The following is a 22,287-nucleotide window of genomic DNA, read 5'->3' on the forward strand; positions in this document are numbered from 1 at the left end:
TTACGACGGGTACCATCTGTCGGCTGGCTCGACAGTGCTCAGTCAACCACCCCACACCAGCAAAGCAGGGTGCGCAGGATGTCGCAGCTACCACAAACTATCCAGAAACAGGCTTTCCACACCGATACGGCACGGCCGGGGCGCGGCACACGGAAACCTCTTTATTAATTGCAATGTGTCCTGCAAAATCAGACATGCGTGTGCCAGTGTCGGCTCGTCCGACAGTGATTACGTAAACAGCATCACTACCTGTTTCACATCAAATTATAAAGATCGTCTCCCATGCCCCACAGATGAAAATCCCGAACCACTGAATGCTAAAAAAAATGAATAGAAAGGTGCCTGTGCCATTCGCCGTAGGCTGGTTCCCAATTAGCTCCGGTTGTCTCCCGATTTGCAGAAACCACGTCTAACTCAGTACAGCTCATGCAAAAGAAAGGGTGCCCCCGGATGCAATCCGGGGTTGTCGCAGACAACAGGAAACTGTCAGAGCAATCATCCAACCAGGTTTCCGGTCACCCACCTGCCTGCCGTAGTGGCGGTACCCCTATGTCCGCCCGCCTGACGAAGTACACACCAGTTTCACCCCGCAATGGAAACCGCTGAAACGTTCGAACGGGAAATTTCTACCACGAAAAACACAAAATGACACGAAAGCAAGTCAGCGGGTGATCCCGGATGCAATCCGGGCCGAGCGCAGCGAGCAGGAGGTTGCAGCTGCCGCATACCATTACAGAGCCGGGCTTCCCATACTATTTCGGCACGGCCGTACGAGCCGGTCCGTGGCACACGGTAACCTGCATAGAAATATCAATGTGCCCACCAGATCAGACGCCCGTGTGCCACCGCTCGGCTTGACCGACGGTGCTGATGCAACATCAGAGAAAGACTCCCCATTACTCTAAAAGGAGTTCGGGTAGCCCCGGATGGAATCCGGGGTTGTCGCAGACAACAGGAAACTGTCAGGGCAATCACCCAACCAGGATTCCGGTCGCCCACCTGCCTGCCGTAGTGGCGGTACCCACGTGTCCGCCCGCCTGACGAAGTACACACCAGTTTCACCCCGCAAGGGAAACCGATGAAACGTTCGAATTGCAATTTTCTACCACGAAAAGGCACGAAAGTGAAAGTGGGTAGTGTTATTATCCGTCGAACGAACTCAATTAGCCGCAGAGCGTTAGCTTAATGGCACTTACTTTAAAGTAAGTGCCATTAAGCTAACGCTCCGGTTGTCTCCCGATCTGCAGAAACCACGTCTAACTCAGTACAGCTCATGCAAAATAAAGGGGCCCCCCGAATTTCATTCGGTGCTACCCTCCTTGATTAAGCAATCGATTTCCGTTCGCCAGATCGGTCACTCTGTTAACCCACGTTCGGACACATGGGTAACACTGCCTGTGAAATTTGAATGAAGAGCATATCGCACCGGATGTAATCCGGACCGTAATCGATTAGTTTGAAAGTCAGAAACATGTTCCAGCCCACAATTTATCCCATCCAGACGATCGGCGCGGGCTCGCTCTCCGTGATGGCCCGACCGGTTCCCGGAGAATGGATCGACGATGAATTCGCCGGGATCGCACGGCTGGGGATTTCGCATATCGTCTCACTGCTGGAACACGAGGAATCCATCGAAGTCGGTCTGGAGGACGAACCGCAGTTGGCAAAAAAACACGGCATGTTATTCACATCCTTTCCCGTCGCAGACCGTTGCCTGCCTGCGTCGGTCGAAGAGTTTGCGAACTTCACGCAGACACTGTATGACGGTATTCTGGCGGGCAGTCATACGGTCGTGCATTGCCGCGCGGGCATTGGGCGGGCCGGAATCACGGCGGCGGGAATATTACTACAGCATGGCTTGACGACACCAGAGGCATTTGAACTGATCTCAAAGCAGAGACGGGTTCCCGTGCCAGATACTCCCGAGCAGTACAACTGGATCCTCAAGCACGAAAAACAGATGACCGGAAAAAAAAAGCAATCATGAAACTATTGAATCTGCTGCTCATCGTCTGCCTGGTGCAGTCCGGTTGTGATTCTTCACAAAATCAGACGGACGTCACGCCGCCACTGACTGAGAAAAAACGTCTGCTGACTGCACCGGTTCACAAACAAAAGGATGCTCAGATGTCTCTGGATGCGGAAGTACACAAAGAGATGGACTGGCTTGTTCGCTCCGGTTTCTATGACAAGACAGATCTGATGCGGGTTTTTTGTGAAGAGATGTATGCCCCCGGCGACCTCGATGAAACCCAGGTCTCGGCCGCCATTGACGCTCGGCTGGCGGCCCACCGCGGGGAACAGGAAAACTGGCCGACCGTGACTGACTGTGATCGTCTGGACCAGGCATTTGAACGTATGGAAAAGCGGGGGCTGATCACTATCCAGAATGCCGGCAATACACAAACCGACGGGTATGAGATCTTTCAGGTCTACCTGGAAGAACACCCCCAGCCGGACACAGTGATCGGTTACTGCTTCTACCATAATCAGGATCTGGAACGCGCGGTCGGCGGTCTCCCCCTTTATCTGGCCTTTGGTCCCGTTGATCCTCAGGACGAAGAGACAAAAGGTGTCGAGATCGGAAATATCGTGCGGGAAGAACTGGAACGTGTCGGACTGGAAGTCGAATGGGAGGGCACATTCAACGATCGACTCCGCGTGCCCGGCATGGTCTGGCAACGACGCTAGACTGTGTTCCGTTTTACTGTAGCGTCTCAAGAGCCATTTGGATTGAGTATAATTGATTGAGGGACGCTATGGTTAAATGTGATGCGCTCTAGTACGTGCCAGCTGCGCTCGGCCCGGATTGCATCCGGGCTCACCCACTGTCTTGTTTTCGTGTCATTTCGTGTTTTTCGTGGTAGAAAATTCCGTTCGAGCGTTTCATTGGTTTGCATTGCCGGGTGAAACTGGTGTGTACCGCCCCTGTTGCATGACAGGTGGCTGACCTGAAACTTCATTGTACAATTACACTGACAGTTTCCTGTTGTCTGCGACAACCCCGGATTACATCCGGGGCTACCCGATCTTCTTTTTGAGTGATGGGGAGTCTTTCTCTGGTGTTGCATCAGCACCGTCGGTCAAGCCGAGCGGTGGCACACGGGCGTCTGATCTATCAGGGCACATTGAATTTTCTATGCAGGTTACCGTGTGCCACGGACCGGCTCGTCCGGCCGTGCCGAGCTCGTATGGGAAACCCGATTCTGTAATGGTATGCGGCAGCTGCGACCTCCTGCTCGCTGCGCTCGGCCCGGATTGCATCCAGGCTCACCCTCTGTCTTGTTTTCGTGTCATTTCGTGTTTTTCGTGGTAGAAAATTCCCGATAGCGTGTATCACTGGATTCCGATGCTGTGTGATACTGGTTCGATAATCGCCAGGCGGGCGGACACGTGGGTACCGCCACTACGGCAGGCAGGTGGGTGACCGGAAACCTGGTTGGGTGATTGCTCTGACAGTTTCCTGTTGTCTTTGACAACCCCGGATTGCATCCGGGGCTACCCGATCTGGTGGGCACATTGAATTTTCTATGCAGGTTACCGTGTGCCACGGACCGGCTCGTCCGGCCGTGCCGAGCTCGTATGGGAAACCCGATTCTGTATTAGACTGTGTCCCGTTTTACTATAGCGTCTCGAGAGCCATTTGGATCGAGTATATTAGATTGGGGGACGCTATGGTTAAACGCGATGCACTCTGGCTGTAAGACGCGTGAGGTATGACAGCCAACGCGGTGCAAGCGTCAAGGCAGGTCGAAGATGAAAGATGCCTGGAGTCGATGTGCGTCTCCCATGGCGCCGTTGACGTTCTTTCGCGTGCCATACAGATACTCCACACCTACCTTAACGCGTTCCAGCGGACTCCAGATTATATTGGCAGACAGATAGGTTGTCTGGTCAACGTCGTTGGGGTTTTGAAATGCGGTGGTACCGAGATCGTTTTGTGCATAGGTAAAGTTGGAACTGAGAGATTCATTCCAGTTATGAGTCGCGCCAACCATCCAGCCAAACATTGGCAGTAATCCGCCCTGGTCGACTGCGGTCGGCGCCGCATCCGGAAGATCACGATAGCTGCCGATGCCTTCGCCAAACAGGATTTGAGAATAAACCTTGGTCGTCTCTGTGACGAGGAAAACTCCGGTGAAGTTCAGGCCCCAGGCAGATTTCGTAATCACGGGTTGTCCCGTTGGCTGAAAACCGGCAATACGAAACAGGCTGGCGACTTGAATTTGAGCTCGTTCCCGGTCCAGTCGTAAGTGCCCTACGAAGTCGGGTGACGGATTGCGCGCTTCTCCTGTAATGCCAGTGGGGGCATCGATGATAAATTGTGTGTCCTCAACGGCGAGTGCCAGCTTCAGGTCCTCGTGAAAGATGATTTGCGTCCAGCGGGCCTGCGCCTGTCGTCGATTGACGTTAGATACGGACCCTTCAAAATCGAGTGTGGCGGGCGCCGCCGCAACGTCAGTGAATGTGGTCCAGGTGCGTCCAACCAGCAGAGGCCCGACTTCGCCGAAAGCTTGTCGGAGTCGAAACTGATCATCTTCACTGAAGAAGTCACCTTCCACATAAATTCGAACCAACCTGTCATCCGATAACCAGCGCGTGTCAAAACTCAGCCGCGATTGACGAGCGTGAAATCGTGAATTGGTACGCGGAGGAGCGTCGACGGGAATGCTGGTGGTCACAAAAGAATCCGTCGAGTCAATCGGATTAAAATCATAAATGAAATCGGCTTTCACGAAACCACCAATCTTCAAGGCAACATTCGGGCCGAACACAATCAGTCCGCCCTTAAATGGCGGGGCCGAGTAGAGGTTCAGCCCGATGTCAAATTGGCTTGAGTCGGTAGAAAACTGGCCGCCGAAGCGTGCTTCATCGTCGTTCGCCAGTTCTGAGTATTCCGGAAGTGGCTGAACGACTGAATCGACGGACGCCGCTCCAGGTTCGGGAGGGACAAACGAGCCTGTATTCTCATCAAAGGTGGGGTAGTGCTTGTCTGCCCTTGTTTCTGGTTGACGAGAGCCAAGGGGGGACTTTGTTTCCTGTGGATCGCGTAGGATGACGCGCGCAGCAGTTGACTCAAGGGCTGGGTGTGGGTGATCCTGTGACCACACCCAGACGGGTGTCAATATGACGATTAGGAACGTAAAAAGTCCTGGATTCGACCGCATGGGATTATTCGGCGAAAAGGATTCAGATGAGAGATAAGAGAGGGATGCGAAGTCTAACAGACCCCGTTGATACGAAAAACCTCAGTTTAAAGGATTTAACAGGTCAAAATTCCTCAGCCACGATATGAGAAATTTCGCGTATCTATGACTGGAAAAAAGGGCGGAAAGTCTTTACTATACCTGCTTCCCCGTGACAGACCCTGATTTCGATTCAGTGGAGTCGACGTAAGTTATTGTCTTAAAGCGGGATACGAGAATTACTCAGGCCCAAGTGGCGGAATTGGCAGACGCGCTAGATTCAGGTTCTAGTATCTGTAATGGATGTGGAGGTTCGAATCCTCTCTTGGGCATTGAATAAAAAAGGACTCCGGGCAAACCAGCTCGGAGTCCTTTTTTCATGCGCTGACAGCAGCATATTTGTCCAGAATCAAATTGATCAGTCATAGGGGTTCAAAATTGGAACCTGCTGGGACCCGTCGTTTATGTGGCATCAAAAGTGGATTCTGTGCCTGCTGCTCAATTAAATGGCAATACGGCTAGGTCTTCTTGTATCGCATGCACCCCGGTTCTACTTCCACTGGATTCTGGTATCCCGGCAGTTGCTCTAAAGTGATTGAGAAACAGAGAATACGCGAAGACTCGGTTTACCGAGTTTGCTGTGTCACTTTGATGGCACACAGATTGCTCAATCATGAGACACTCGCCTCTTTTGATTCTTCATTTGCTGGTCAGGGCTCAGATACCGGCAGTCGAATCATGTTCGCATTATTTGCTTTATTCATTTCTTGTTAAGATTCCAGAGGAGATTTCTGTGAGTTCATCCATCTTACGTCGCAAGGGGTTCACCCTGATTGAGTTGTTGGTTGTGATTGCCATCATCGCGATTCTGATTGCCCTGCTCCTGCCCGCAGTCCAACAGGCGCGCGAAGCAGCCCGCCGCAGTACATGTAAAAATAATCTGAAGCAGATTGGCCTGGCACTACACAACTATAATGAGACATTTTCGGTTATGCCTTATTCCACATCGAACCCTGGTCAATGTGCATTCACAAATGTCACGAACCACAGAGGCTGGTTGTATCTGCTGCCCTATCTGGAACAGACGGCATTGTATAATAAGTTCAATTTCAGTGCAGCAACGGGAGAACGGAATGAGGGAAGCGGAACTCTGGCCGGAGGGGGGGCTATTGCAAGTGGAAATGCCGCGTTGACCACTACAATTCTGCAGCCCCTTATGTGCCCCTCTGATGACGGGCAAAGAGTTTACTCTGGTGCTAATACAACTTATGGATCAGGTGTTGCTAACACGGCACGTACCTGTTACGACTTTGTCGTCAACGCAGGCAACAGTTGTCCTGACTGGGTATCTTATAATAGAACCACCAGAACCATGTTTGGAACGAATTCTGCCTGTCGTATCCGCGATATCAAGGATGGAACGAGCAACACTGTTGCAGTCTCAGAGACGACATTGGAAGTCGTGGATGGTGTGACCAATTCCTGGGCCACCGCACAGCATGTCGGACTGGGTATCGAATTAGATACACCGCCGAACGTCTACATTAACAACTGGAAGTGTTGCGGTTGGGACGCGACTCCTTATGCCCGGACCCCGATTTTTGGTCGATTGGGAGAGTGGGGATCGCCTGGAAGTACCCATGTGGGTGGAATGCATGTGCTGATGGGCGACGGTGCAGTACGATTCATCAGTGAAAACCTCGACACCACCACACGCAAGAATCTGGCATACATGGCTGACGGTCAGGTACTTGGTGAATTCTAAGTCTGACCAGGTAGATAATATCCTATAACGAAACCAGCCTGAACTCCTGAAAATACTGCAGAATGCAATCAGGCATGTCTGCAGTATTTTCCATTTGACATTCTCCGCTGCAGGAAGAATATTTCCCACCGCTTCTTTAGAAGGACACCTCTGTGCAAATTACGATAATACGTTTCAAACTTGTGGCAGTCTGTTTTGCCACCCTGCTCTGTGTGGGGTGCGGAGGAGGCGATGATTATGTCGTTCCGGAACTGACGAAAGTCTCCGGAACAGTGACGATGGACGGAAAACCTCTGGAAAAAGTGACTGTGATTTACACTCCCCAAGCAGGTACTCAGGCGATCGGAGGAATAGGCGTAACTGACAGTAGCGGAAAATATACGCTCACTCACAAGTCAGATCAGCCGGGTGTGGAACCGGGAAAATATGATGTGACCTTTTCGAAATGGGCGATGCCCGATGGTTCTCCGATTCCTGAAGGAAAAACTGCAGCGGACGTGGAAGCGAAACAGATGATTCCCGATGTTTATACCATCGTCACGCAATCTGGCCCCAGAAATATTGCAGAGGTCAAAGCTGGTGAAGAAACTATTGATTTTGAGCTGAAATCGAAATAACCAGTTTCCGGGTCGCCTGCAGACAACCTGGGAATTCCGAAGGAAAGAACAGACGACAGGATCATTTCGGGCGATCATCACGCGGCCAGTTACATTCCCTACGATGGTGCCGGTTTCTGGCGCGGCAATATTACGCGTCGCCAGTTGTATCATGCCAGATTTGATTCACTGGATCTGAAAAAAGTAGAAGCCGTCTCCCGCGCCGGTTGACTTTGGTCGTGGCGTAATCGATTTATTCGTGGGAACGGAAAACGGAACGATTCACTATTACCCGCGCGAAACACTGTCGGTTTCCACGCTGCCATACTGATGGGATTGGCGGATGTAGTGGGGTGCTTTTCTCGCGCTGCCATCTCAATCTCGAATTGCAAGGCGTTAAACAGAAACGGACCCGCAACCAGAATGGCGCGGGTCCGTTTTGCATGCATGATTTATTAAAAACCCCTGGCCGGGCAGCACCCGACCAGAGAGGGATGGTTTACCTTTTTCATGTCGACTTAGCGATTGTGACGCCAGTTGTCTTTGCGATCGTATCGATCGTGGTCATGTCGATTATGGTCAAAGCGATCGTGACGATCATTGTTGTACCTGGAATCGTTTTTGTAATTACTGTACTTGTTGTTGTAATAAGACGAAGTGTAGTTCGACACAGGACGGTATGTGTTGAACAGGCCGGTGTAGGCGCTGTTGTAACGGTTCACAGCAGGATTATACGGTGTGAACAACGGTCGGGTATTCAGGTAGCTGCGGTTGTAGCTTGAGTAGGAATTGTTATTCCAGTTCCGGCTCGCTGTGGAATTGTACCGTGAATCATAGCGTGATTTATAAGTGGTCGGTGTGTCATACTTCGAATTGTAGTAGCTGCTGGTGCCGCAGAACGGAGTAGCAGCAAATGAAGTGCTGCTGACCAAAGTAACGGCTGCCATAGCTGCAATTGCGAGTGTGAAGTTTTTCATCATTATCTCCCTTAATGGTTCTGAGTTTTTTAATAGTGGCTTACTTGTTTTCAAGTGGTTAACTTGTTGTTGATGAAAGAGTACTAATGCAGCTACCATGCCATAAAAATGCGGAATGTCTCTAAGTCAATGATATATAAAGACATAAAAAATACTGAAGTGTCGTGGTAATGATCTGGCGTGTTGTCATAAATGCAATATTGTAGAATTTATTACAATCAATATGACTACATATTGCTGCCGGGAATGTTGTCGAAGTGATATTATGGATGGGCTTTGCGGGGAAAATCAATAAGCGGGAGTAAGCCTGTAAGCCGGGTTATGTCGAGAGTGGCCATTTATCTGGGACAGCAGTTGCCTGCTGCCTCGCGCGACCGACCCGGAAGTCATAACGGATCGGGCCGATCCGTGTCCTGGCGAACCAGAACTGCTCCCTGCTTGGTCTTGCACCCGGTGGGGTTTACCTAGCCAGACCGGTCACCCGGCCTGCTGGTGCGCTCTTACCGCACCGTTTCACCCTTACCTGGCCGGCGTACCAGCCAGGCGGTTTGCTTTCTGTTGCACTTTCCCTGTCCTCGCGGACGGTGGGCGTTACCCACCACCGTGCCCTGTGGAGCCCGGACTTTCCTCCACGAATTCCAAAGAACCCGCAGCGACCACTCAGCCGACTCCCGCTATTGAATCATCCAGTATAGAGTAAGTCGTCCCCCTGAACTATCCCCAAAATCTGACTTTTCTCAAGAGAAAGCCTTTATAATGTGTGACCAGCAGTATAGATTAAAGTCATGCGGGCACTTCATGATCTTTTGGTAAACAATACGTAGCAGAGGCACCAGGAAGTCAGAATGTTAGGTGAACTTAACCCGTGTGGAGGTGGCGATCCGATTCCGCTGCTGTCTGAAGTCTTATTGATTGGTCGCCGCAGTAAATGTGATATTACGCTGCAGTTTCCCAATATTTCTTCGCATCATTGTCAGCTGGAATTCCTCAACGGGTACTGGCGCGTCCGCGATATGAACAGCCGCAACGGAATCAAAGTCAACGGTGACCGCTGCGATATGAAGTGGCTGCTGCCGGGAGATAAGCTCTCGATTGCCAAACACGATTTCGAAATCAACTACACCCCCCAGTCCGATGAACCGCCGCCAGAAGAGGAAAACCCGTTCGAATTGAGCCTGATGGAAAAAGCGGGGCTTGTCAAACGGGAAAAACGTCCGGAGCGTCCGATGGCACCGCCGGCAAAGAAACCTGCTAAGATCGAGCTGCCGGAAGACGAGTCTCAAATGACCGACGATGAACTCGGGTTGAAATTTCTTATCGATCAGGATGATGAGCAGGACGATTCGACATGAATTTTGATCAGAAGCCGATGGAACCAGAACTGTAGTGGCTAAGAAAAAAGGAAAAAAAATCCGGGTTGCGTTCAAAAAGAACCGTCAGAAAAAGGTCCGGAAGAATAAACTCGCCAGCCACCAGATAGACGAGCAGGTCGATTCACAGTACAGGGATGCCTCCGAGCGACTCACGGGGAAAGGCGATCTCACCCGCCATCGCACCGTCATGGGGGTCGAGCACGAAACCGAGGATGGCACCGAGATCGTCATCGACATTGACGAGCAAAATTGCATTCCAGGCCGCGTGATCCGCTCGCAGGGCTTGAACTCGGTCGTGCAGGTGGAAGATGGCAGTTGTTATGAATGCACCACCAGGCGACTGGTAAGAACCATGTCCCGCGATGACCGTAATGCCGTCGTCGCCGGCGATCATGTACTGATTCGACCCGAAGGGGATGAACATCAGGCGGTCATTGAACGCGTTGAGCCCCGTCGCTCCTATCTCTCGCGTGGCAGTAAACGCCGCGAGCATATCCTCGTCAGCAATATCGATCAGGCGGTGATTGTGGTCTCTGCCGACGATCCACCCCTCAAACCCTCATTAATCGACCGCTTCCTGATCAGTTCCGAAAAAGGCAACATCCACTCCATCATTTGTATCAATAAAATCGACCTGGTCGACCCGGTCGCCTTTCAGCCCTTGATTGGCGTGTATGCCCAGATGGGATATGACATCGTGTTAACCAGCGTCACCGAGGGAACCGGCATTCCGCGGCTGCGGTCCCTGCTTAAAGGAAAACAGAGTGTTTTTTCCGGCCAGAGTGGTGTCGGCAAATCGTCTCTGCTCAACCAGATTGATGAGCGGCTCTTACTGGAGACGGCGGAGATCAGCCAGGAAAATCGCAAGGGGCGGCACACCACCCGCTTCGCCGTACTGCTCGAAATTTCCACTGGTGGCTGGGTAGTCGACACCCCCGGGATTCGTCAACTGGAGTTGTGGGATGTGATCCCGGAAGAGGTCGAAGGCTTCTTCCGCGACTTTATCCCCTTTGTGACCCAGTGCCGCTTTCCGGATTGCTCACACACGCATGAAGCCGACTGTGGCGTGAAACGGGCTGTCGCCCACGATTTTATCTCCCGTCAGCGCTATCAGAGCTACCTCAAAATCATCGCCGGCGATGAACCGCGGCCCGTGTATCATCAATAGTCACGGTAGCTGCGACAGGTGCAGCATGCGGTGTCCGTCATAAAAATCCTCCTCCAGCCGTTGATCCTCCTCCCCGTCTTGCTTAGACTCAGAGATGCTTTTTAAGCAACGTTAAGTATTGCGCTGATTACAGCGTCTGCGAATTCCTGCCTGAACTTCTCCCGATGGAAAGCCGTTCCAATGAAATCCAGAACTCTCGTTCCCGTTTGTGTGATGGCCGTGGTGCTGATGGGCCTGTACCTGATTCCTCCTGCAGCCTCTTTGTCCCAGACGACTTCACAGCCCGAGTCTTCCCGAGAGAATGCCGGCAAAACCGTGTTGGAATTAGGTGTCAAAGGGGACGGCAAAACCGATGATTCAGCCGCGATCCAGAAGTTGGTCGACGCTTCGGTCGGCTCACTACGATTTCCACGCGGTCAGTATCGCTTCACCAAACCAGTGGTCATCGATTTGACGAAAGTCGGACCGACTTCCATTTCCGGTGATGGCACAGCGACGATTCTGATGGAAGGAGCCGGCCCCGCGTTTCATTTTATCGGTACTCACAACGGAACCGCGAGTCCCAAAACCGTCCAGCCCGTTGTCTGGGATCAGGAGCGGACCCCGATGATCGATGGCATCGAAATTGTCGGCAAACATCCTGAAGCCATCGGCGTGGCGGCCTCGAAGACCATGCAGATCAACATCACACGTCTGGTGGTACGCAAGGCTCTGCACGGAATTCATCTTTATGAACGCAACCGCAATGTCTCTATTGATAATTGTCATCTGTATGAAAATGAAGGGGTCGGCATTTATCTGGAAAAGTTGAACCTGCACCAGGTCAACATTTCCGACTCGCATATCAGCTACAACAAGCAGGGCGGCATCGTGGTTCGTGAGAGTGAAATCCGCAACATTCAGATCGGCAACTGTGACATTGAAGGTAACATGGGAGAGGAAACAGAGCCCACGGCCAATATTCTGTTTGATATCTCGAAAGGCTCACTCCGTGAAGGAGCGATCTTTGGTTGTACCATTCAGCACACGAATAACGCACCCGATTCCGCGAACGTGCGGTTTATCGGAAACGGTCCCGAAGATCCCCGCAAAGTCGGTAACTTTGCAATCGCCGACAATTCGATGAGTGATGTCGCCGTCAATATTCACCTCAAACATGCGCGGGGCATCACGATTACCGGCAATACACTCTGGCAGGCGTATGAGCATAATCTGCTCGTGGAAGATTCGTCTCACATTGTGCTCGGCTCCAATCTGCTCGACCGCAACCCTGATTACCGGGCGAAAACCAAAGACGCGAACGTCTTCAAGGACTGCACCGATTGCACGCTCAACGCGCTGAATATTTTGGCGACCCGGGGCGTTCCTGCCGGCCTGATCCTGGAAAACTGCGCGCGAATGAACATCACGAACTGTTCAATCCGCCGGTGTCAGAACGGCGGCATCCTGCTGTCGAACGTCAAGCAGTCCCGTATCTCCGACTGCCTGATTACTGAAGGCGAGAATAACTTCGCAATCCGTGTTACCGGTGGCCAGGAAATTCAGATCACCGATAACCTGGTATCAGGCAGTATCGATGTCGGCCCGGGAACGGAAGTCTCTAATACCATGACCGTGTATTGAGCGGCTGCCTGGACGGCCACGGACAACTGATCCGAGGGGCACATGAATGATAATAGAAGGTTCCCGTGTGCCACGGACCGGCTCGTCCGGCCGTGCCGAGATAGTATGGGAAACCCGGCTCTGTAATGGTATGCGGCAGCTGCCACCTCCTGCGCGCTGCGCTCGGCCCGAATTACATTTGGGCTTACCCATTTTTTTCTTTCGTGTAGTTTCGTGTTTTTCGTGGTAGAAAATCAAGTGAGAAAAACTCACCTTCCTCACGCCACCGTCGTTGATTCACCGGGCAAAATTCCGGCCAGCAGGTTGCCCGCGGTCTTTCCCGATTCAAACCGCATCAGCACAATGCGAATCCCAGCGGTGATCGGCACTGCCAGAATCGCACCGATGGGTCCCCAGAGCAGGGTCCAGAACGAAAGGGCCAGCAGGACAGTCACCGGATGCAGTTGCAGACCTTCGCCCATCAGTTTTGGTTCGATACCGTTGCCGATGGTCATTTGAATTGCGCCGGGAATCAGAATCACACCGGCAATCGTCCACGGGCTGTCAGAGAACTGCGCAAAGGCAACCGGAAGCGGCAACAGCGTCGCGATTACCGAACCGACAGACGGAATGAAGTTCAGCAAAAAAGTCAGGATGGCAAATACCAGAGCGAGTTCCAGTCCAAACAGTTTCAAAGTGACCCCGACAAGGATGGCTGTAATCAGTGACAGCACGAGTTTCGTGGAAATATAGCTGCGAATTTTCTGTTCGATTTCAAAGTAGATCACATTTTTGACGACCGCATTCGGGTTTCGACCGGCCAGCAGAAAGATCACAAAAATCGCCACGAAAAAGGAAGTGGTAGTGAAGTTGAGCGCCGACTGCATGGTGCTGACAGCGATCGATTTTAATGAGTCTCGCATATAGTCAATGGTCGCTTTTTTGAGCGTATCCAGATCAATGCCCATTTTCTGGAACCAGCCAGTCTCCGGTTTTTCGGCAGTCAGCGGTTCAGAGGCATCAGCGTTAACGACAGGAGGTACTTCCAGAGCGGTCTCTTTCTGATCAATGTCTTCAGACTGTGGTTCCTCTTTGTCTTTTGCTGGTTGGGGTTCAGGCGGATCATCGGCTTCTTTGGCGGCTTCAAAGGCAGAGTTGATGAAGATGCCGAACTTTTCGCTATATTGGTTTTCCGCTTTGTAGATCACCTGCTGTGTCGAATAAATCAGGGTCAGGCATAATAAAAAACCGAATGATAACACCAGCAGCAGGGTCAGGGAAATCGCGATGATTTGAGGCAGTTTCCATTTCAGGACCAGCAGGTCGACCATGGGCGTGACGATCGTTGCGATGAAAATGGCAATTACGAACGGGATGAGAACCGCCTGCGTTATGTAAAAGACGCCTGCCAGTGCAATGATGGACAGCAGCAACAGGCAGCCTGTGATGACCTTGGCTTGCTCATCCGAGGGTTGCAGGGGAGTTGACATGAAAGATGTCCTTTGCGGATTGGTATTTTTTCTGTGCATGACGTTCGGTCGGCGTCCCTGAAAATGTCGCTGACTTCAAACGGCGTATGCGCACGATACTGGGAAACAGAGAAACTGCAAAGAGAAAAATGCCGTTAACGGCTGATTTGTCGCATGTATCTGAGAAATTGCTGATCGAGCTGGTTCAGATCTTCACCGAAGACAGACTGAAAGTCTTTCAGTCGTTCTGCGGGAGTCGACCAGATTAAGGGCTGGCGGGCCCCGATCAGATGCAGATACTCTTCATACAGCCGACGTTTGGTCTTGATCAGGAAGTAAGAGAAGGCCCACGCTTCCGCATAAGTGTCGAGCAGGGACTCGGCATTCTGAAACCGCTGGTCCGAGGAGATCAGGGTCTGCAGCGAGTCAGCCGTTCTGCGGGAACGCGCGTAATCCTGAAACTGTCTCAGTCGCCAGGGGTTGGGTTTACCCACGGTCCGCCAGCCGGTCTTACTTTTCAGGTCGGGAGTTTCAAAATAAGTCGCCATGCCTTCGGTCAGCCAGAGCGGATTGTCGGCGAAGCGGGTATGCAGCCCCACATTAAACGCGATCTGGTGTGTACATTCATGGATGACGGTCGCCACATTGAACGGCGACTTTCGCAGTTTGAACAGAATGTCGGCGTCGGTGTAAGCGGGGCGTTCATTCGGAACCGCCGTCAGGTCGTAGAGCACCATCCGGTTCGATTGAATCGAATAGAAGCCATGAGTGGCGGAGGCACCGTCACCCAGAATCTGGCTCGCGTACTGTTCGAAGTTTGCGCGATCCTTGAAGATGACCGCGATCAACGGGACTTCCGGATCATGCAGTGGATGTGCTTTATCATCCCAGTAGTTGTGCAGGACCATGTAGAGGCGTTCGAACAGATAGCCGCACCACTGCGTATAGCGTTTGCCCGCCTGGCTGCAGATCGTGAAATGTTTTGTCTGTGTGACGGTGAAATCATCGCCGAATTCGGCTTTAAGCTGCTTTTCGAGTTCACTCGCATCCAGGGGAGTGAACTCGCGGTCCAGAGAGCGTTTACTTTTCAGTTGCGCGGGAGTTGCCGTCAACAGTCGGCCGTCGCGGGTCAGCATCACCACGCCCCCATCCTGGGCTTGCAGAATCTGGGCCGCTTCGATTGTCTGCTCCCGTTTCTGATCGTCAGTAAACGTGAACTCAAACAGCGGCGGCGCCGTTTTTTCTGTCTTCGTTAGACCCTGGGCCCAAACCAGACCACCATCAGAAAGGCAGAACAAGCTCATGCAGAAGACAGCGGTGCGCAGGAAAGATCTCACGCTCAGCAGTGAAAGTGCAAATTTCAAGTCTCTCCAGGCCATATCGGTCTTTCTGCACAGGAAGGAAAACACTATTTCCAGCATAGAGGAGAGCGGAGTTGAAGTCGATCCCTATTTTTTTGCCAGCTTGTCTTTGGCTTCTTCATCGGTGATTGTCAGATAGATCACATTCGATGCGTAATTGGTGGTAATCGAAAAGGTGATTCCCACGCGTGCCATCGCGGCGAAGGGGAAACGTTTGACGGGCGTTGCCTTTTTGGAAGCTTCGATGATCAAAGTCCCTTCCAGGGTCTCGCCAGCCAGCCGGGTTTTGCTCTTCTTGGAAAGTGTGACGCCGGGCGGCAGCTGCTGACCGAATTTGGATCTGAAATATTCGAAAGCGGTCGCCAATACGATGGGATCTTTGTAAGCTTCGCTGCGTTTAACCTTTACTTTGATCTCGGCAGATTCGCCGGGCTTCAATACGATTTCACTGGGAGTCGCGGTTACTTCCAGGATATCCAGCGGCTTTGTGACTCCCACAATCGATGTGTTGATCGGCCAGCGTGCCTGTCCGCCACCCCGTGACTGAATTTCACAGGTGATGCGACCTTCCCGGACGATTTCCTGCTCTTTCCCATCAGGTCCCTTTACTTTGGCTTTGCCCGAAATCGATACCAGAGAAGCGTTGATAGGCGCATCTTTCGCTGCTTTCAGAATCAGTCCACAGTCATTGACGCCTGCTGGCAGCGTAACCGGTTCAAAAGTGACCCCTTCAGGCAAGCCTTCGATATTCATTTCAATCGGGCCATTAAATCCGTTCAGACGTTTGACGCGGGCGAACCACATCATGTTTGTCCCCGGTGCAATTTGTGCATAATAGAATTCGCCACCGACTTGAAAATCAGGGCCACTCAGTTCAGCCGTCAGATGATAGGTAAAACGATCGCCGCCCCGGTCGTGTAGATCGCGGAGTGTGACGAAGTATTCGCCGTCGGCAGGCGCCAGAAAGTGAAAGTCGACGTCTTTCATCTGCAGACCATCGTCGGCCTCGACATTCGCACCGCCGTTCACAAAGACCCGGTTTGCTTTGCCTTTGGAGTCGAGAACTTCCATCACGCAGTCCAGCGGCAGGTCGATACGATTCGACATCAACTGGAAGGAATAGTATTGTCCTTTTTTCGCTTTGAAGGAGAAGAACTGTGTCTGCTCTGCTTCCGTGATCTGGCCACTGACTCCCATGGGGAACGTCAGCGGAAAAGCGGTTTTCATCGAGGTATTCGTGTCAGCGGTCACCACCTGGGGATGCTCACTGATCAGCGTCCAGACGGCATTCGTCTTGCCGGCGGGGGTTTCAAAAGTTCGTTTAGCCCAGCCTGTTTCCCGGTCCTCTTTCGCAGAGAAACTGGCTTTGGCATGGCCTTGTAATGCATAACCATTGAGTGTGACTTCAGCCTCTTTTCCCTTCTGAACCGCCAGGGGCATGGTATGTGTCACGTAAGGACCGTCGCTGACTTCCACGCAGTAGGCATATTTTCCGGTTCCCACATAGCGGGTATCACGGATTTCGAAAACATACTCACCATCGGCGGGCAGTTTGAAGGAAATCAGGGAATCGGATTTAATGAAGTTATCGTTCTGGGCAATGATCTGTTTCTGTGGACCATACAATGTCAGGATGGAATCCATCAGGTACACATTGGAAGTCTGCATGGTGTGAATGGCTTCCGTCACGCGCTGGGCATAAACTTCCAGGGTGATTTCCTGCCCTTTTTTGCCTTTGAATTTAAAGCAGTCCATGTCTTCCGACTTTTCAACGATACCACAGACGGTAGAGGGAACTGTGATTTCCTGCGCTGTATCAAACGTGTTGTTGTCTTTCTTTTCCTCTTCTTCGATGACCGGGTAGGGTGTGACCAGCAGATGCGTGACACTGGAGACAGCCTGATCGGTAGCGACGCGGCATTCGTAAATCCGAGCGGCTTGATCTTTCGGAACTTCGATATCAAAAGCGAAAGGGGTTCCCACCGACCCGCGACCACGCCGCGGCGCCGCTTTGGCCTTCGGCTCGGTAAAGGTCATTTTGATACCAGGCTGATCAAAAAAGACGGAGTGGGTATGATCCAGTGTGTAACTGGAGTGCAGTTGAATCTTGCGCTTGTCACCCTGCTGGACGGCTGCGGGTTTGAAGGTCACCAGCTGGCGAAAACCGATTTTCACAGGTGGCGGCGTCTTCTTATCATCGGCGGCCTGGAGTCGCGCGGGGGTGATAACGAACAGGCTTATGGTCAGCAGTGAGTAAAGTATGCAGCGCATCGAACAGTCCTGATTAGAATCAATAAGTGTTCCTGATCAACAGAGAAGCCCCTTGGACTCATACGTTCCCAGGGGCCGTCACTGTTGGTTTTCGGGTGAGTGAAGCCTCAGGGAATTAACCCATCAACTCCGGAATCGGTTGTCCTTCGCAGACAACCAGGGGGCGACCATCTTCGGGGGAAACAAAGTAGTGATCCAGGTTGACCCCCAGTTTGGTGTAAATCGAAGCAGCAACATCGGCGGGGTAATATTCTTTACCCACCGGACGCGAACCGGTTTCATCGGTCGCACCGATGATCTGACCAGCGGGAGTACCTGCACCGATCATCATCATGGTAGATGCAGTCGACCAGTGGTCACGACCAGCGGCCGAGTTGATGACCGGGGTTCGGCCAAAGTCGGTCAGCCAGACGACCAGGGTGTTGTTCAGCATGCCCCGCTGCTTGAGGTCCAGAACCAGTGAGGTCAAAGCCCGGTCAAACGGAGGCAGTGAACGACGCAGAGATTTGAAGTTATTGGTATGGGTATCCCAGCCCCCACTGCTGACGGTCACAAAACGTGATCCCGATTCAATCAGACGGCGGGCCAATAGACAGCTTTGTCCCAGGTAATGACGACCGTAATCGTCACGTGTCTTGTCTGATTCCTGACTCAGGTCGAATGCTTTCTGTGTATCAGCAGAGGTAATCATGCTGAACGCATTCTGATAATGTGCGTCGGATGCTTCAAACGCGTTCTGATTGGTTTCAGCCTGACGCTGCAGTGTATCAATCGCGTGCAGCGCCTGTTGACGGCGTTTCATGCGATCAATGGTGATCCCGGAGGGCGGAGAGATATCACGCACGGTAAAGTTTTTCGCGTTCGGATCGCCGGGGATTTCAAACGGATTGTACTGCAGTCCCAGATAACCACCCAGGCCGCCATTAAAGCGACGGTCGACATGATTACCAATCTGAATGTGCGGCGGAATGTTGGTTTTGAAGCCTTTGGTCTTGGCAACCACCGCGCCATAGCAGGGGTAAGTCACCGAAGGATTAAATTTATGACCTGAAAGCATGAAGGCGTCCGCAGTCGAGTGCGAGCCGTTCTGCGGGTTCAGGTTCCGCATGATGGAAAATTCATTCGCATGTTTGGCGAACAGCGGCAGTTGATCAGAAAACTGATAACCGGGCAGGGCGGTGCTGATGGCGGAAAAGTCGCCACGCACGTCAGCTGAGGCGTTTGGCTTGGGATCGAACGTGTCGTGATGGCTGGTACCGCCACGTGTCCAGATCAGAATACAGTTCGTATCATTGGAAGGGTCTGTCAGCGCTGCAGACTCGCTTTCAGAAGCATGAGCCTGGCCACGCAGCAGGGAATCCAGAGTAATTCCAAACGCACTGAGCGCACCAACTTCCAGGAGAAATTGTCGTCGGCTTCCGGTTTCGCAGTTCGAAACTTTTTGCGGGAATAGTTTCAGCATTGGAAACTCCTTTAGTGTGGCAGGGTCCTGTCGCTACAGGAATTGATGAGGGAGGGATGTTTTGTCAGGGTTGTTGATTTATTAAGTAACTGTCATAATTGTAACCGTTTATGTAAGGTAGGCAAACATTAAATCGGCTTTCCGAAGGGAAATTAATGAGATGGAATTCGCCATTCAAAAAAATCATTCCTTGATCGCTTCAAATTATAGCGGTAAAATAAAGCGAGCAGACCACTTTTCAGTACAGTAGTAAAATTAAGTATACGATCGGTCTGGCCCTCATCAGCTTGAAAAAAATAATGAAAACAGAGAGTTTTTTTTGCTTTCGTGTTATTTTATTAGTATATTTAAGTATAAATGGCGTTTTATGTTAAGCCATTAACTTCCCACCTGATACCACATTCAACCTGCCATCCTTAGCCTGTTACAGGTTTTTCTGCGACGACGTGTTTTGTTCTCTGAGTATGGTTCACTACCTGAAGAATCGGCTCTGATGAAATACGACCCGCTCAAGAAAGTTGATCTCATGTTCGACTGCAAACCCCTGGTGAAAAGAAATCTGATGTCACATCGAATCCTGATTCTCACATTGTTGGTCGCTTCAGTTCTGGTGCAGAATGTCTCTGGTGCCGCAGAGGCAAAACTGCAGGTGACGCCGCAACAGATTGTGCTCAACGGGTTGCTGGATTATTTTCAGATCCAGGTTCCCGTAGAAGAGAACGGCAAGATCGTCGGCGATCTGACACATCTGTCAACCTTTACCAGCCTCACTCCCGATCTGCTGGAAGTCAACGCGGAAGGACTCGTGCGTCCGCTGGCATGGGGTAAGGGGAAAATTCAAGTCGCTCACGCCGGGCACAAGTCAGAAATCAGTGTGGAGATTAAACCCCGCGCGAATGGCAAGAATGCCAGCTTCGTCAAAGACGTGGTTCCCGTGTTGAACAAGGGAGGCTGCAGCCTGGGAGGTTGTCATGCCAGCCAGTTCGGCAAAGGGGGCTTTAAGCTCTCGCTGTTTGGTTATGCCCCCGAGCAGGATTACCCGGAAATGGCCCGCGATGACCGACAGCGTCGTGTCTCCATTTTACAGCCTGAAAACAGCCTGATTCTGCAGAAGGCCTCCATGGCCATTGCGCATGGCGGGGGACGTCGGTTCGCTAAAGACTCTTACGAATACCGCATTATGGAAACCTGGATTTCAGAAGCGGTCACCGAGATTGACGCCAAAGAACCCAAGGTGGTTGGCATGCAGTTGACCCCCATATCGCGCCGCTACCAGCAGGGAGATATTCAGCAGCTGCGTGTCGTCGCTGAATACAGTGATGGTTCGAAACAGGATGTTACCGCACGGGCGCAGTATGACAGCCTGATTGAAAATATCGCGACCGTCACGCCGCGGGGAAAAGTGGAAATCGTGGGAGCCGGCCAGACCGCTGTCATGGTTCGCTATATGGGACAGGCAAAGATCTCGACCGTCATTTCACCCTATAAAAACGAAGTTGATCTGGCGGAATTCAAGCCGCACAACTTCATCGACGAACACGTCAAAAAACGATTCAACGAACTGGGGCTGGAACCCTCGCCTCTGTGCAGCGACGAAGTTTTCATCCGCCGCGCCTTTATTGATACCATTGGAACGCTACCTCAACCGGAAAAAGTCAAAGCGTTTCTGGCTTCAAAAGCCCCCGATAAACGCAGTCAGCTGATTGATGAATTGCTCGGCCTGACCGGCGATTCGGACCGGGATGTCTATGTGGAACCCTGGAGTGCCTACTGGGGCATGAAGTGGGGCGACCTGCTGCGGAATAACCGCAATAAAGTAGGTGATGGCGGGATGTGGGCTTTCTCCAACTGGATTCGCCAGTCTCTGCGGGAAAATAAACCGGTCAACGAATTCGTCAATGAAATTATCACAGCACAGGGATCAATCTACGAGAACGGGCCGGCCAACTATTTCAAAATCGCGTCCAAACCGGAAGACCTGGCAGAAGCAACGTCTCAGATTTTCCTGGGAGTCCGCCTGCAGTGTGCCAAGTGCCATCACCATCCCTTCGAAGTCTACAGCCAGAAAGATTATTACAGCCTGGCTGCTTTCTTCACGCGGGTCGGTAATAAAGGCAGTGTCGATTTCGGTGCCCTGGGAGCGGATACCGTTGTCAAAGTGAAAAGCAGCGGATCGATTCGTCATCCACGTACCAAGAAGACGATGCAGCCGACTCCGTTGATGGGCGAGCCCATTGATAGTACCTCCTATCGAGATTTCAGACGTCCCCTGGCACGCTGGATTACTTCCCCTGAAAATCGCCTGTTCTCCAAAAACATGGTCAACCGCTTCTGGTCTTACTATATGGGATCTGGTTTTATTGAACCCATTGATGATATGCGGGAAACCAACCCGGCTTCGAACCCGGAACTGCTCAATGCTTTGGCCGACCATTTTGTTGATTCAGGCTATAACCTCAGAGAACTGATGCGGGTGATTATGAATTCCCGCACGTATCAGCTCTCTTCCGAGCCTCTTCCTGAAAATGTGGCGAACACCCGTTTTTATACTCACTACAATGTGAAGCGACTGCCGGCGGAAGTCATGCTGGATGCGCTGGATGACCTGACCGGTGCGCAGGAACGCTTCCGCGGCGTTCCCCAGGGAACCCGGGCGATTGAATTGCCGGACCCGAATTACAGCTCCTACTTCCTGGATACGCTGGGGCGTCCCAAACGTGTGATTACCTGTGAATGCGAACGCGCCAGTCAACCGAACCTGGCGCAGGTGCTGCAGGTGGCTAACGGCCAGTTAATTAATACCAAACTGGCAACGAAGAACGGACGGATCGAATCGCTGTTAAAAGCCAAGAAGCCCGATCATGAAGTCTTTACCGAAATGTACCTGGCCGCCTTCAGTCGCTATCCAACCAAACAGGAACTGGCGAACTGCGATCAGATCGTGAAGGCGTCCAAAGACAAACGCGAAGGTTATCAGGATGTGATGTGGGCGATCAGCAATAGCCGCGAATTTCTGTTTAACCATTAAAACAGATCTCTGAAATAGACACAGCCCGT

17 protein-coding genes, 1 tRNA gene and 1 other RNA gene are annotated in these 22,287 nt (G+C 51.8%); 10 read left to right on the plus strand and 9 right to left on the minus strand.

Annotated features, from left to right (window positions below; genetic code table 11):
• Positions 1–450: 450 nt before the first annotated feature.
• The 3 genes from ACN0YH_RS10380 (at position 451) to ACN0YH_RS10390 (ending at position 2,691) form a co-directional block, all read left to right on the plus strand.
• Entirely contained in the window at positions 451–606 is a 156-nt protein-coding gene (locus ACN0YH_RS10380) for a hypothetical protein (RefSeq protein ID WP_417379503.1), read from the plus strand.
• An 865-nt stretch (positions 607–1,471) separates the two neighbouring features.
• Positions 1,472–1,987, plus strand: coding sequence for a protein-tyrosine phosphatase family protein (locus ACN0YH_RS10385; protein ID WP_417379504.1), 516 nt, complete (start codon positions 1,472–1,474; stop codon positions 1,985–1,987).
• Complete coding sequence (locus ACN0YH_RS10390; protein WP_417379505.1) at positions 1,984–2,691, plus strand: DUF6891 domain-containing protein; 708 nt, start codon at positions 1,984–1,986, stop codon at positions 2,689–2,691. Before ACN0YH_RS10385 ends, ACN0YH_RS10390 begins: the two co-directional genes overlap by 4 nt.
• A 645-nt stretch (positions 2,692–3,336) precedes the next feature.
• Here ACN0YH_RS10390 and ACN0YH_RS10395 read toward each other — a convergent pair.
• The gene (locus tag ACN0YH_RS10395) at positions 3,337–3,492 is read right to left on the minus strand and encodes a hypothetical protein (protein ID WP_417379506.1); all 156 of its coding nucleotides are present in this window, start codon (positions 3,490–3,492) and stop codon (positions 3,337–3,339) included.
• A gap of 248 nt (positions 3,493–3,740) precedes the next feature.
• Positions 3,741–5,168 carry a DcaP family trimeric outer membrane transporter gene (locus tag ACN0YH_RS10400; protein WP_417379507.1) on the minus strand — a complete coding sequence of 476 codons (1,428 nt, stop codon included), beginning with the start codon at positions 5,166–5,168 and terminating at the stop codon, positions 3,741–3,743.
• 265 nt (positions 5,169–5,433) lie between these two features.
• On the opposite strand from ACN0YH_RS10400, the gene ACN0YH_RS10405 reads away from it, so the two are divergent.
• The 3 genes from ACN0YH_RS10405 (at position 5,434) to ACN0YH_RS10415 (ending at position 7,568) form a co-directional block, all read left to right on the plus strand.
• A tRNA-Leu gene (locus ACN0YH_RS10405) sits at positions 5,434–5,518 on the plus strand.
• A 461-nt stretch (positions 5,519–5,979) separates the two neighbouring features.
• Positions 5,980–6,951, plus strand: a complete 972-nt coding sequence (locus ACN0YH_RS10410; protein ID WP_417379508.1) for a DUF1559 domain-containing protein — start codon at positions 5,980–5,982, stop codon at positions 6,949–6,951.
• Positions 6,952–7,103: 152 nt separating this feature from the next.
• Positions 7,104–7,568, plus strand: a complete 465-nt coding sequence (locus tag ACN0YH_RS10415; RefSeq protein ID WP_417379509.1) for a carboxypeptidase-like regulatory domain-containing protein — start codon at positions 7,104–7,106, stop codon at positions 7,566–7,568.
• A 149-nt stretch (positions 7,569–7,717) separates the two neighbouring features.
• Here ACN0YH_RS10415 and ACN0YH_RS10420 read toward each other — a convergent pair whose 3' ends face one another.
• From ACN0YH_RS10420 to rnpB, 3 genes are all read right to left on the minus strand, one after another.
• Entirely contained in the window at positions 7,718–7,996 is a 279-nt protein-coding gene (locus ACN0YH_RS10420) for a hypothetical protein (protein ID WP_417379510.1), read from the minus strand.
• 69 nt (positions 7,997–8,065) lie between these two features.
• Positions 8,066–8,527 (minus strand): hypothetical protein, encoded by a 462-nt coding sequence (locus tag ACN0YH_RS10425; protein WP_417379511.1) that lies wholly within the window; start codon positions 8,525–8,527, stop codon positions 8,066–8,068.
• A 291-nt stretch (positions 8,528–8,818) separates the two neighbouring features.
• Positions 8,819–9,196: RNase P RNA component class A (gene rnpB / locus ACN0YH_RS10430), an RNA gene on the minus strand.
• Between the two features lie 173 nt (positions 9,197–9,369).
• Here rnpB and ACN0YH_RS10435 point away from each other — a divergent pair.
• From ACN0YH_RS10435 to ACN0YH_RS10445, 3 genes are all read left to right on the plus strand, one after another.
• Positions 9,370–9,876, plus strand: coding sequence for an FHA domain-containing protein (locus ACN0YH_RS10435; RefSeq protein ID WP_417379512.1), 507 nt, complete (start codon positions 9,370–9,372; stop codon positions 9,874–9,876).
• A 34-nt stretch (positions 9,877–9,910) separates the two neighbouring features.
• Positions 9,911–11,065, plus strand: coding sequence for a ribosome small subunit-dependent GTPase A (gene rsgA / locus ACN0YH_RS10440; protein WP_417379513.1), 1,155 nt, complete (start codon positions 9,911–9,913; stop codon positions 11,063–11,065).
• Positions 11,066–11,245: 180 nt separating this feature from the next.
• Positions 11,246–12,688 (plus strand): right-handed parallel beta-helix repeat-containing protein, encoded by a 1,443-nt coding sequence (locus tag ACN0YH_RS10445; RefSeq protein WP_417379514.1) that lies wholly within the window; start codon positions 11,246–11,248, stop codon positions 12,686–12,688.
• A 257-nt stretch (positions 12,689–12,945) separates the two neighbouring features.
• On the opposite strand, the gene ACN0YH_RS10450 is transcribed toward ACN0YH_RS10445, so the two are convergent.
• The 4 genes from ACN0YH_RS10450 to ACN0YH_RS10465 all read right to left on the minus strand — a co-directional run bounded on the left by ACN0YH_RS10450 (position 12,946) and on the right by ACN0YH_RS10465 (position 19,230).
• On the minus strand, positions 12,946–14,157 hold the full coding sequence (locus ACN0YH_RS10450) for an AI-2E family transporter (protein ID WP_417379515.1): 1,212 nt from the start codon (positions 14,155–14,157) through the stop codon (positions 12,946–12,948).
• A gap of 134 nt (positions 14,158–14,291) precedes the next feature.
• A complete protein-coding gene (locus ACN0YH_RS10455; RefSeq protein WP_417379516.1) occupies positions 14,292–15,515 on the minus strand; it encodes a DUF1570 domain-containing protein in 1,224 nt (407 codons plus the stop codon).
• 69 nt (positions 15,516–15,584) lie between these two features.
• A complete protein-coding gene (locus tag ACN0YH_RS10460) occupies positions 15,585–17,768 on the minus strand; it encodes a hypothetical protein (protein WP_417379517.1) in 2,184 nt (727 codons plus the stop codon).
• A gap of 115 nt (positions 17,769–17,883) precedes the next feature.
• Complete coding sequence (locus ACN0YH_RS10465) at positions 17,884–19,230, minus strand: DUF1501 domain-containing protein (RefSeq protein WP_417379518.1); 1,347 nt, start codon at positions 19,228–19,230, stop codon at positions 17,884–17,886.
• Positions 19,231–19,723: 493 nt separating this feature from the next.
• Here ACN0YH_RS10465 and ACN0YH_RS10470 point away from each other — a divergent pair, with 493 nt between their 5' ends.
• Positions 19,724–22,258, plus strand: coding sequence for a DUF1549 and DUF1553 domain-containing protein (locus tag ACN0YH_RS10470; protein ID WP_417379519.1), 2,535 nt, complete (start codon positions 19,724–19,726; stop codon positions 22,256–22,258).
• The last annotated feature ends 29 nt before the right edge of the window (positions 22,259–22,287 follow it).

Origin of the sequence: Gimesia sp. (assembly GCF_048262075.1) — a bacterium.
Classification (GTDB): Bacteria; Planctomycetota; Planctomycetia; order Planctomycetales; family Planctomycetaceae; genus Gimesia.